The sequence below is a fragment of the Kitasatospora sp. HPM-01-4 genome (genome assembly GCF_051374625.1).
GTDB lineage: Bacteria > Actinomycetota > Actinomycetes > Streptomycetales > Streptomycetaceae > Kitasatospora.
The window spans coordinates 8701870-8713075 of sequence record NZ_JBPQGP010000005.1 but is presented as its reverse complement, the minus strand read 5'-3'; the positions used below and the strand labels follow the sequence as shown (position 1 = coordinate 8713075).

Annotated in this window: 10 protein-coding genes; 5 read left to right on the top strand and 5 right to left on the bottom strand. The window is 71.3% G+C overall.

The annotated features are described in order from the left end of the window. Positions 1-334 precede the first annotated feature (334 nt). Positions 335-1939 (top strand): cytochrome bc1 complex cytochrome b subunit, encoded by a 1605-nt coding sequence (gene qcrB / locus ACSMTC_RS37570; RefSeq protein WP_436564237.1) that lies wholly within the window; start codon positions 335-337, stop codon positions 1937-1939. Here the strand turns inward: qcrB and ctaF are convergent, their stop codons facing one another. Further along, positions 1940-2329, bottom strand: coding sequence for an aa3-type cytochrome oxidase subunit IV (gene ctaF / locus ACSMTC_RS37565; RefSeq protein ID WP_436564236.1), 390 nt, complete (start codon positions 2327-2329; stop codon positions 1940-1942). Then, a complete protein-coding gene (ctaD, locus tag ACSMTC_RS37560) occupies positions 2326-4026 on the bottom strand; it encodes an aa3-type cytochrome oxidase subunit I (RefSeq protein WP_436564235.1) in 1701 nt (566 codons plus the stop codon). The genes ctaF and ctaD overlap by 4 nt, the downstream gene beginning before the upstream one ends. 368 nt (positions 4027-4394) lie before the next feature. On the opposite strand from ctaD, the gene ACSMTC_RS37555 reads away from it, so the two are divergent. Continuing rightward, positions 4395-5609, top strand: coding sequence for an MFS transporter (locus ACSMTC_RS37555; RefSeq protein ID WP_436564234.1), 1215 nt, complete (start codon positions 4395-4397; stop codon positions 5607-5609). 10 nt (positions 5610-5619) lie between these two features. Here ACSMTC_RS37555 and ACSMTC_RS37550 read toward each other — a convergent pair whose 3' ends face one another. Continuing rightward, complete coding sequence (locus ACSMTC_RS37550; protein ID WP_436564233.1) at positions 5620-6690, bottom strand: chitinase; 1071 nt, start codon at positions 6688-6690, stop codon at positions 5620-5622. Positions 6691-6839: 149 nt separating this feature from the next. Further along, complete coding sequence (locus ACSMTC_RS37545; protein WP_436564232.1) at positions 6840-7328, bottom strand: hypothetical protein; 489 nt, start codon at positions 7326-7328, stop codon at positions 6840-6842. A gap of 311 nt (positions 7329-7639) precedes the next feature. On the opposite strand from ACSMTC_RS37545, the gene ACSMTC_RS37540 reads away from it, so the two are divergent. Continuing rightward, positions 7640-8527, top strand: a complete 888-nt coding sequence (locus tag ACSMTC_RS37540; RefSeq protein WP_436564231.1) for an MBL fold metallo-hydrolase — start codon at positions 7640-7642, stop codon at positions 8525-8527. A gap of 35 nt (positions 8528-8562) precedes the next feature. Here ACSMTC_RS37540 and ACSMTC_RS37535 read toward each other — a convergent pair whose 3' ends face one another. Continuing rightward, positions 8563-9273: a GntR family transcriptional regulator gene (locus tag ACSMTC_RS37535; protein WP_436564230.1), complete on the bottom strand. Its 711-nt coding sequence runs from the start codon at positions 9271-9273 to the stop codon at positions 8563-8565. Between the two features lie 187 nt (positions 9274-9460). Between ACSMTC_RS37535 and ACSMTC_RS37530 the strand changes: the two genes are divergently transcribed. Both ACSMTC_RS37530 and ACSMTC_RS37525 read left to right on the top strand, forming a co-directional pair. Further along, a complete protein-coding gene (locus ACSMTC_RS37530; protein WP_436564229.1) occupies positions 9461-10183 on the top strand; it encodes a DUF969 domain-containing protein in 723 nt (240 codons plus the stop codon). Beyond that, positions 10180-11148, top strand: a complete 969-nt coding sequence (locus tag ACSMTC_RS37525; protein ID WP_436564228.1) for a DUF979 domain-containing protein — start codon at positions 10180-10182, stop codon at positions 11146-11148. The genes ACSMTC_RS37530 and ACSMTC_RS37525 overlap by 4 nt, the downstream gene beginning before the upstream one ends. Positions 11149-11206: the final 58 nt, after the last annotated feature.

Genomic DNA, 11206 nt, shown 5'->3' with positions numbered 1-11206 from the left:
CCCCACGGATCACCTCGTACCGGTGTGCCATTTCATATACACGCACCCTATTTCTCCAGCCCCACCGGACTCAAGAGTTCTTGGCAAGCAAATGACAACGCCGTTTCCGCATGCGATCCACACCAAGTCACCGCAAATCTGACGCATAGTCACGGCAAAGAGCCCCGCTGATCGCCCTTCACCTCCCGGCGCCGGACCGTCCGCCCGGTCGGCCACCGGCCCGGCGAGCCTTGGCAATCGGGTGAAGGCCACGGCGCGGAGCGCGTCCGCGCGGGAACGGCAGGGGCTTCACGGTATGGCTGTGCGGAACGGTCGGTCGTGGACGGGAGTCGTGATGGCGCGGTGGTGGAGCAGAGCCCGGATCGGCGGACGCACGCGGCAGGCGGTCCGGGACTCGGCCGTCGCACTCGACGGCCGGGCCCCGCTGTTCGACGGGCTCAAGGGGCTGCTGCGGAAGATCTTCCCGGACCACTGGTCGTTCCTGCTGGGCGAGCTGGCGCTCTACAGCTTCGTGGTCCTGCTGCTCAGCGGGGTGTTCCTGACGCTGTACTTCCAGCCGTCGATGGCGCAGACCGTGTACACCGGACCGTACGCGCCGCTGCACGGGGTGCTGGTCAGCGAGGCGTACTCCTCGACCCTGGCGATCAGCTTCGAGGTGCGCGGCGGGCTGCTGATCCGCCAGATCCACCACTGGGCCGCGCTGGTGTTCACCTCGTCGATCGGTGTCCATCTGCTGCGGATCTTCTTCACGGGCGCGTTCCGCCGCCCCAGGGAGGTCAACTGGCTGGTCGGGCTGACGCTCTTCCAACTCGCCCTGCTGGAGGGCTTCGCCGGGTACTCGCTGCCCGACGACCTGCTGTCCGGCACCGGACTGCGCACCGCCCAGGGCTTCGTGCTGTCCGTCCCGCTGGTCGGCACCTGGCTGAGCTACTTCCTGTTCGGCGGCGACTTCCCCGGGCAGAGCATCATCCCTCGCCTGTACACCACGCACATCCTGCTGCTGCCGGGTGCGCTGGCCGGTCTGATCACGCTTCATCTGCTGCTGGTGTTCTCCCTCGGGCACACCCAGTGGGCCGGGCCGGGACGCCACAACCGCAACGTGGTCGGCAAGCCGCTGTACCCGCAGTTCCTGGTGAAGACCAACGGCCTGCTGGCGATGGTCTTCGGCGTGCTGGCGGCGGTCTCCGCGATCGGCCAGATCAACCCGATCTGGCGGTACGGCCCCTACCGCCCCGACCAGGCCTCGACCGACGCCCAACCCGACTGGTACATGGGGTTCATCGAGGGCGCGCTGCGGCTGATGCCCGGCGCCGAGACCCGGCTGTGGGGCCACAGCATCCCCTGGAACCCGCTGATCCCGGCCGTGCTCTTCCCGCTGGGCTTCTTCCTCGCGCTGTACGCCTACCCCTTCCTGGAACGCTGGGTCACCGGTGACCAGGGCCCGCAGCACCTGTGCGACCGCCCGCGCAACCAGCCCACCCGCACCGGACTCGGCGTGGCCGGGTTCTCCTTCTACGTGATCCTGCTGCTGGCGGGCGGACAGGACGTCATCGCCCGCACCTTCGCCGTCTCGGTGGAGGGCCTCGACCGCGTGCTGCGGGCCCTGCTGTTCGTGGTCCCCGTGGTGGCGTTCTGGGTCACCAAGCGGCTGTGCCTGGGCCTGCAGCAGGTCGACCGCGAACGGCTCGCCGAGGGCGAGGAGAGCGGGTTCATCCGCGAGTCGGTCGAGGGCGGATTCAGCGAGAGCTCGCGCGCCCTCGACCACCGGCGGCGGTACGCCCTGGCGGCCCGGACCGTACCGCGCCCGCTGCCCCGCCCCGCGGCGGGCGCCTCGCGGCTCGCCCGCCTCCGGGCGGCGCTGAGCTCCTGGTACTACCGGGACCGGGTCGAGTTCCCCAAGCCCCGGGACGAGGAGCGGACGCCGTCCGAGCAGGGCTGATCACGGCCGCCGCCGGCCGTACTGGAAGACGAAGCCCGCCACCGCGGGAAGCACCACCCCCAGCCCGATCACCGCCAGCCACAGGCCGAACACCACGCCGAGGGCGAAGAGCGCCGTCCCCAGGGCGCAGAGCACCGGGTAGAGGCTGTGCGGCGCGAAGAAGTCGAGCGGTCCGGCCCCCTCGGCGATCGGGGTGTCGTTGCGGTCCTGCAGCCGCTCGCCCCGCTTGACGTGCTGGGTCCAGCAGAACAGCGCCACCAGGCCGGACATCAGGAAGGACACCGTCAACGCCACCGTCCCGGCCGGTTCGGCCGCCAGCCAGCCGTAGAACGCGCCCGTGACGCCGAAGAACACGGCGACCCCGGCGAACAGATAGCCCTCGGTCCTCATCGGCTGCCGCTCTCCTCTCGGGACTCCAGCGCTTCCATCGCCTCGCGCGAGTACTCGGGGTGGTTGAGGTCGAAGGTCGGGGCCTCGGAGCGGATCCTGGGCAGCGCGTGGAAGTTGTGCCGCGGCGGCGGGCAGGAGGTCGCCCACTCCAGCGAGCGGCCGAAGCCCCACGGGTCGTCGGCCTCCACCCGGGCCGCGTACCTCATGGTGTGCCAGACGTTGTACAGGAACGGCAGGGTGGACAGCCCCAGCGCGAACGAGCCGATGGAGGAGATCGCGTTGAGGGTGGTGAAGCCGTCGGCGGGCAGGTAGTCCGCGTACCGCCGGGGCATGCCCTGCGCGCCGAGCCAGTGCTGCACCAGGAAGGTGGCCTGGAAGGCGGGGAACAGCAGCCAGAAGTGCAGCTTCCCCCAGCGCTCGTCGAGCATCCGGCCGGTCATCTTCGGCCACCAGAAGTAGAAGCCGGCGAAGGTCGCGAAGGCCACGGTGCCGAACAGCACGTAGTGCAGGTGGGCCACGATGAAGTAGCTGTCGGACACGTGGAAGTCGATCGGCGGCGAGGCGATCAGCACCCCGGTGAGGCCGCCCAGCAGGAAGGTGACCAGGAAGCCGACCGAGAACAGCATCGGGGTCTCGAAGGACAGCGAGCCGTAGCGCATCGTGCCGACCCAGTTGAAGAACTTCACCCCGGTCGGCACCGCGATCAGCAGCGAGGTCGCCGAGAAGAACGGCAGCAGCACCTGCCCGGTGACGAACATGTGGTGCGCCCAGACCACCGCCGAGAGCCCGGTGATGGTGATGGTGGCGGCGATCAGCCCGTAGTAGCCGAAGATCGGCTTGCGGGAGAACACCGGGATGATCTCCGAGACGATCCCGAAGAACGGCAGCGCCACGATGTACACCTCGGGGTGCCCGAAGAACCAGAACAGGTGCTGCCACAGGATCGCGCCACCGTTGGCCGGATCGAAGACATGGGCGCCGAACTTGCGGTCCGCCTCGAGAGCGAGCAGCGCGGCGGTCAGCACGGGGAAGGCCAGCAGGGCCAGGATCGAGGTGAACAGCACGTTCCAGGTGAAGATCGGCATCCGGAACAGGGTCATCCCCGGTGCCCGCAGGCAGACGATCGTCGAGATGAAGTTGACCGAGCCGAGGATGGTGCTCATACCGGCCACCACCAGGCCCATGGCCCACAGGTCACCGCCCGCGCCCGGGCTGCGGACCGACCCGTTCAGCGGGGCGTAGGCGAACCAGCCGAACGAGGCCGCACCGTTGCTGGTGAGGAACCCGCTCACCACGATCAGCCCGCCGAACAGGAACACCCAGTAGGTGAAGGCGTTCAGCCGGGGGAAGGCGACGTCCGGTGCCCCGATCTGCAGCGGCATCACGGCGTTGGCGAAACCGGCGAAGGTCGGTGTCGCGAACAGCAGCAGCATCACGGTGCCGTGGATGGTGAACAGCTGGTTGTACCGCTCCCGGCTGAACAACTGGTTTCCGGGCTGGAGGAGTTCGGCCCGCATCAGCATCGCCAGCACGCCCGCGAAGAGGAAGAACCCGAACGCGGTCAGCAGGTACATGTTCCCGATGGTCTTGTGGTCGGTGGTGCGCAGCCAGCCCAGCACCACGGCTCCGGTCCGCACCGCCGGCCGCTCCCCCGCTTCCGCGCCGCCGTCCGCCCGGGCATCCAGCTGTTCGGTCATTCCGTGCCTCTCTGCTGACGGACGGTCAGCGGCGTCCACCGACGGGTCGGGCGCACCTATCGAAGCACCAAAGAAGCGCCGGACCGCGCAGCCGGCGTCCTGCGCGTTGCGTTCGAGCGCGGCCACCGGCCGGGGAGGTCACCGACGGCCACCGGGCACCCGGGCACCCAGGCACCCGGCCACCCGGCCACCCGGGGCCGGACGGCGCGGACCGGACGGCGCGGTCCGGCGGAAGCGCTCACCGCCAGGGCGGGCGGGGAAGCCCGGACGGCAGCCTCTGGCATGGCGCGCCGCCCCGGCCGCCGGACGGTGGTTCACTGCGCGATGATTGACCGTCAGCGGACGACGGCCCGACCGCAGGAGTCCCGATGACCTCCGACCGCACCGCCTCCCGCTCCCGCCGGACCCCTCGCCGCCGGGGCGCGGCGACCGCCGCCGTGGCTGCCGCCTTCTGGGTGGTCATGGTCGGCACCACCATCCCCACCCCGCTCTACCCGCACTACGAAGAGGCGTTCGGCTTCTCCGCGTTGATGGTCACGGTCGCCTTCGCGGTGTACGCGCTCGGCGTGGTCGCCGGTCTGCTCGGCCTCGGCTCCCTCTCGGACCGACTGGGCCGCAAACCGGTGACCGCCACCGCGCTGGTGCTGACCGGGGCCGCCGCCTGGGTCTTCCTGGTCGCCGACGGTCTCACGCTGCTGCTGGCCGGGCGAGTGCTCTCCGGGCTCGCCGCCGCGCTGGTCACCGGTGCGGCGACCGCGCACCTCACCGAACTCGCCGCGCCCGGCGAGCAGATCAGGGCCGGCCGGATCGCCCTGGCCGCCAATATGGGCGGTCTGGCCGGCGGCCCGCTGCTGGCCGGCACTCTGGCCGAGTGGGCACCGGATCCACTGCGGCTGGCCTGGATCGTCGACGCCGCACTGGTGCTGGTCACCCTGCTGCTCCTGGTCCCGGTACCGGAGACCGTCCAACGCCGCACGGGAGAGCGGCTGTTCGCCGCCCGGCTGCCGAGGGTGCCGGCGGAGATCCGGGCCCCCTTCATGCGCTGTGCGCTGGCGGCCGGAGCCGGCTTCGCGGTCATGGGCGTGCTCACCGCCACCACCGGGCTGTTCTTCACCATGCTGCTGCGGCTGGACTCCCCGGTACTCTCCGGGGCGACCGTCTCGCTGACCTTCGTCTGCGTCGCCATCGGCCAGCTCCTCGCCCGGGTGCTTCCTCCCCTTGAGGTCCTGGCGGCCGCCTGCCTGGGCCTGGTCGCCGCTGCCGCGATGCTGGCCGCCGCGATGCTCACCGCCTCCGCCGCACCGCTCCTGGGCGCGGCGGTGGCCGACGGGCTCTCCGCCGGCCTGGCGCTCGGCGACGGCATCGCCCTGATCACCAGGCGGACCGCGCCCGCCGTCCGGGGGCAGGCGTTCTCGGCCCTGTTCGCGATGGTCTACGCGCTGCTGGCGCTGCCCGCGATCGGCGTGGGCGTGCTGATCGTCCACATCGGGCTGCGAAGCGCCGGGACCGTCTTCGCCGTCGTGGTGGCGGCGCTCGCCCTCGGCGTGCTGGCGAGCCTGCCGCGCGGGCGGCTTCCCGCCTGACCGGCCGGACTCAACGGCCTTGCAGGGACTTGACGTTGTCGCCGAAGGTCCAGCCCTGGGAGCCGTCCCAGTTGACCGACCAGGTCATCAGCCCCTTGAGTCCGCCGCCGTAGCCGCTCCAGGCCTGGGACACCGAATCCGGCGACATGTAACCGCCGCCGGCCCCCGGTTGGGCCGGGAGTCCCGGCACCTGCCTGTCATAGGGGACCCTGATCGTGGTGCCCTGGACGACCAGTCCGGCGTTCAGGCAGTCGGTCTGCGCGGTGAAGCCCTCGACCGTACCGGCGGAGTAGGAGTCACCCGAGCAGCCGTACATGTCGCCGTTGTAGTACTGCATGTTCAGCCACCAGAGCCGGCCGTTGTCCGCGTACTTCTTCACGATGGGCAGATAGGCGCCCCAGATCGAGCCGTACGTCACACTGCCACCGGTGACGTAGGCGGTCTCGGGCGCCATGGTCAGGCCGAACTGCGGGGGCATCTGGGCCAGGATGCCGTCGATGATGCGGATGAGGTTGGCCTGCGAGGCGGAGAGGGTGTTGATGTCACCGCTGCCGGTGAGTCCGGTCTCCAGGTCGATGTCGATGCCGTCGAAGTTGTACGCCTTCAGGATCGGCACCACGGTCTGGACGAACCGGTCGGCCACCGCGGTCGAGCTGAGGTCGATCCCGGCCGCCGCGCCGCCGATGGACATCAGGACGGTGAGGCCGGCCGCCTTGGCCTGGCACATCTCGGCCGGCGTGGGGACCTTCACCGTCGAGTCCATCCCGTCCTGCCACAGGGCGGTGCCGTCCGAGAGGATCACCGGGAAGGCGGCGTTGACCACGTTGTAGCCGTGGGCGCCGATCCGGGCATCGGTGATCGGGATCCAGCCGAGCGGCGGATGGACGCCGTTCGCCGCACCGTCCCAGTTCTCCCAGTACCCCTGGAGCACCGGGCCGGCGGGCCTGGACTTGACCGTGCAGCTGTCGTCGCGCGGGGCGCTCGGCGCCGCGGCCGCCGGCGTCTGCACCGCGAAGGTGACGGCGGCCGCCACGGCCAGTCTCAGGCCGGCCCTCAGCAGGCGTGGTCCACGACCGGTCATCTCGGACTCCCATCCGGGTCCTGACGGGCGGTGCACTCCGAGTGGGGCGCACGGCGGTGTCCGCACCGTAGGGTGGTCCAGACCTGTCGTCAATAGGTTCCGGCGGTCCGGTCGGAACAGACGCACCGTCAGAAGCTCCGATTGGAAAGTCAGTTGTCCCGGCGCTCCTGCTCGTACCGGATGGCGGCGAGCACCAGGGCGATCGCCGTCCCCGCCAGGGAGAGGACCAGGCCGGGGTTGACGAGCCAGGGCACGAACTCGATGGTGTACCCGTCGCTCCAGGTGCATCTGGAGCTCAGCGGCAGCAGATCGTCCTTCGGGAGCACCTCGGAGACCACCGGGTCGCCGTACCGGGCCATCCCGCACACCCGCGCCTCGTCCTCGACCCTCCGGTAGCCCTTCAGCAGCCCGAAGGCGTACAGCGCCGCGGCACCCGCGAGGCAGGCGAGGGCGGCATCCCGCCAGGTCCGCGCGGGGGTCTCGGCCCGCAGACCGCCACGCCGCACCACCGAAACGCCCAGGCAGCCGATCGAAGCGACGGCCGCGGCGCCCAGGAACACGGCGGAGAGCATGGTCAGCGCGGGGTCCTGACCGGTCTCCTCGGCCAGCACGAGGAGGCTTCGCAGAGCGTGACTCACCGCCGCGCGCCGAGGACAGAGCACCGTTCCTTAAAGATCACGTAAAGCGGTATACGCCAGCGACGGTTTCACGTCAACCGCGGCACCCCCGGCCGGTCGCCCCCACCGGTGCCGGCGGCAGCTCGAACGGCTCACGGCGACCGCCGGGAACCGCTGCGGACCCGCGACGGGCACGCGCACACGGGCGGCCGTCAGAGCAGGGGCGCACCGTAAGTACAAGATCCGGGCCCTCTTCCGTTCCCGGTACGGCACGGGGTACTTCTGAGAGCGGGTATCCGGCCGGTAGGCGTACTCCGGGAAGGAGCGGCACCATGGGTGATGTGCGGGCACAGGACGGCTGGCAGGTGGACGAGCGCTGTACCAACTGCGACGTCGCGCGGCAGTTGGCACCGGGACTGATCGGCGAGGCCGGCGGGCGCTCGGTGGTGCTCCGCCAGCCGGACGGCGAGGCCGAGGTCCGGCTGCTCCAGGCCGCCGCGCACGCCTGCCCGACCAGGTCGATCCACCCGCCGGACGGGCGGCTGGCGGCGGAGACCGACCCCTTCCCGCTGGCCCTGGACGACACCGTGCTGCTGTGCGGGCACAACTCCAGGCGGACTGCGGGCGCCAACTCCTATCTGCTCCACCGCCCCGGCGGCACCCTGATGATGGTGGACACCCCGCGCTGGAGCACCACACTGGCCGCGCGCTACGAGGCCCTGGGCCCCGTCACCGACATCCTGCTCACCCACCGCGACCACGCCGCGCACGGCCGCCGGTACGCCGACCGCCTCGGCGCCCGCCTCTGGATCCACGAGGGCGACCTCGACGCCGCCCCGGACGCCGACCGCGTGCTCCGCGGCACCGACCCGGTGGAGATCGCCGAGGGAGTGGTCGCCCACCCCCTGCCCGGGCACACCCGGGGCAGCGTGCTCTATCTCGCCGACGAGCGCTACTGCTTCAGCGGCGACAGCTTCTACTGGTCACGGAGCACCGCGGACATCGAGGTCGCCGAGAGCGTCACCTGGTACTCCATCCGGGAACTGTCCGCCTCGCTGGCCCGGACCGCCGATCGGCTGCGCTTCGAGTGGCTGCTGCCCGGCCACGGCGACCGCAGGCACCTTCCGGCCCAGGAGATGGCCGAGCGGCTGCGCGAGCTCACCGAGCGGACCCGCCGGCTCCGTCCCCGCCCGATCGACTTCACCGCCGTCCGCTGGTGATCGCGCCCCGCGCCCGATAGCCGCACCCGGGCGGCTCACGGTCCGGCGGCCCGCATGGCGTGCACGATCACCCTCCGCGCGTCGTCCAGATACCTGGTCAGCTCCACCTCGGCGTCATCACTCTCGCCGGACTCCAGCAGCCCCGCGAGGATCTGGTTACGGCGCAGGAACGGCTCGTGGAATCCGTCCGCCGTGGGCACCGCCCCGAACGCCAGGCGCAGTTCGGCGAGCAGCCGGGACATGCAGTCGTCGATCCGCCGACTGCCGGCGAGTGCGGCGACCGCGTGGTGGAAGCGCAGATCGGCGGTACCGACCGCGACCCAGTCCGCCCGCTGCTCGGCGGCCTCGGCCTGGGCCAGCGCGATGCGGACCCTGGCCATCAGCTCGGGGGCCGCGTGCCGGGCGGCGCGGACGCCCGCCATCTCCAGGGCGAGACGCAGCGTGAAGATGTCGTCGACGTCCAGTGGGGTCAGCACCCGGACGAAGACGCCGCGGTTCAGCTCGTGCACCACCAGGCGCTGGTCGACCAGCAGCCGGAACGCCTCCCGCAGCGTGTTGCGGGAGACCGCGAGCGCCTCACCGAGCGCCTCTTCGAGGAGTCTGGTCCCGGGGGCGAGCCGCCCCTCGGTGATGTGCTCGCGCAGCACCTCGGCCACCCGCTGCGCCACGCCGGTGCGCTCGAGTCGGCCGCGGTCGGCCGCCAGTGCGCCGAACGCCCCTGCCGCGCCCTGCTCGCCTCCAACCACGCGGTCCTCCCGCTCCGTTCGCAGCCCCGGCTCCGGTCATCGAGGAAGGAACCGTACACCCACACTCTTGTCGGATTGTTCAACAACCCCTAGCCTCGCTACGACTCTCCCCGGGGGCCCTCCCCACAAACCCCCCGGGGCCCTTCCCCACACAACGGTGACCTCCCGTCCGGAAGGCGGCCAGGGCGTGATCGTTCTCTTCGGCATCCTCATCGTGGTGGCGGGATTCGCCACCAGGCGCAACCCCCTGCTGATCGTCGGTATCGCCGGTGTCGTCACCGGTCTGCTGGGCGGGCTCTCACCGGCCGCGGTGCTGGAGGCCTTCGGTACCGGCTTCGCCTCCAGCCGCTCGGTGACCCTCTTCGTCGTCGTCCTGCCGGCCATCGGCCTGCTGGAGCGCAGCGGTCTGCAGGAGCAGGCCCGCACCCTCATCGGCAGACTGCGCAATCTCACCGCCGGACGGCTGCTGGCGGTCTATCTGGTGGTACGGCAGCTGTGCTCCGCCCTCGGGCTCACCAGCATCGGCGGCGCGGCCCAGGCGGTGCGCCCCATGGTGGCACCGATGGCCGAGGCCGCCGCCGAACGCCGGCACGGGACGCTCTCCGACCGGGCCCGGGAGCGGGTCCGCTCCCACGCCGCCGGCGCCGACACGGTCGGGCTGTTCTTCGGCGAGGACTGCTTCCTGGCGGTGGGCTCGGTCCTGCTGATCACCGGCTTCGTCAACGCGACGTACCACACGCACCTGGAGCCCACCCGCCTCGCGCTGTGGGCCATCCCCTCCGCACTGTGCGCCGCCCTCATCCACGGCACCCGGCTGCTGCGCCTGGACCGCCGGCTGGAACGGGAGTTGCTCGCGGCGAACCGCGAACTCGCGGCTGTCGGACGCCGATCGCCGCAGGGGGCGAAGTGATCCAGGCGGAGTGGCTGTACTGGCTGGTCGGCGGTCTGCTCCTGACGATGGCGGCGCAGATGGCGACCGACCGCAGCAATCCCAGGAGGTTCGGTTCCGCCGCGTTCTGGGGGCTGCTCGGCCTGAGCTTCGTCTACGGCACCTGGGTGGTGCGCAAGACCGCGCCCGCCGCTCCGCTCGGCGCCGCCGTTCTGGCCATGACCTGTCTGGCGGGGTTCGGCCTGACCGGGCGCGGCACGCCCAGGACACCGGCTCCCGAGCGGCGCGAGGCATCCGCGGCCAGGCTCGGCAGCCGGCTGTTCCTGCCCGCGCTCACCATCCCGCTGGTCGCCCTGGTCTGCGGCACGCTCGCCAAGCGGTGGCACCTCGGGGGCAGGGCGCTGCTGCAGCCCGGCAGCGAGAGCATCATCGGGCTGGGGCTGGGAGCACTGGCCGCCGTGGCGGTCGGGCTGCTGGTGACCCGCGAGCGCAACCCGGCCATCGCCGTGCACGCCGGCCGCGGCCTGCTCGAATCGATGGGCTGGGCCCTGCTGCTGCCCCAACTGCTCGCGGTACTGGGCTCGATCTTCCAGACGGCCGGGGTCGGCACCCAGGTCGGCAGGCTCGTCACCCACCTCCTGCCCGACGGCCACCGCTACCTCGCGGTGGTGGTCTACTGCGTCGGCATGGCGCTGCTGACCGTCGTCATGGGCAACGCCTTCGCCGCCTTCCCCGTGCTGACCGCCGCGATCGGCTGGCCGGTGCTCATCGTCCGGTTGCACGGCGATCCGGCGGTGGTGCTGGCCGTCGGAATGCTGGCCGGATTCTGCGGTTCCCTGGTCACGCCGATGGCCGCCAACTTCAACCTGGTACCGGCGACCCTGCTCGAACTGAAGGACCAGTACGGGCCGATCAAGGCTCAGCTCCCCACCGCGGGCGCGATGTTGGTCTGCAACATCGCCATCATCTCGGTCTTCGCGTTCTGAATCCCCAGGGCCGGGCCCCGACGGCCCCGGCGACACCGACCACGAGAGGCACCATCCC

Coding starts and splice junctions, on each gene's coding strand:
- qcrB (WP_436564237.1), top strand. CDS start 335: ATGGCGCGGTGGTGGAGCAGAGCCCGGATCGGCGGACGCACGCGGCAG.
- ctaF (WP_436564236.1), bottom strand. CDS start 2,329: ATGAGGACCGAGGGCTATCTGTTCGCCGGGGTCGCCGTGTTCTTCGGC.
- ctaD (WP_436564235.1), bottom strand. CDS start 4,026: ATGACCGAACAGCTGGATGCCCGGGCGGACGGCGGCGCGGAAGCGGGG.
- ACSMTC_RS37555 (WP_436564234.1), top strand. CDS start 4,395: ATGACCTCCGACCGCACCGCCTCCCGCTCCCGCCGGACCCCTCGCCGC.
- ACSMTC_RS37550 (WP_436564233.1), bottom strand. CDS start 6,690: ATGACCGGTCGTGGACCACGCCTGCTGAGGGCCGGCCTGAGACTGGCC.
- ACSMTC_RS37540 (WP_436564231.1), top strand. CDS start 7,640: ATGGGTGATGTGCGGGCACAGGACGGCTGGCAGGTGGACGAGCGCTGT.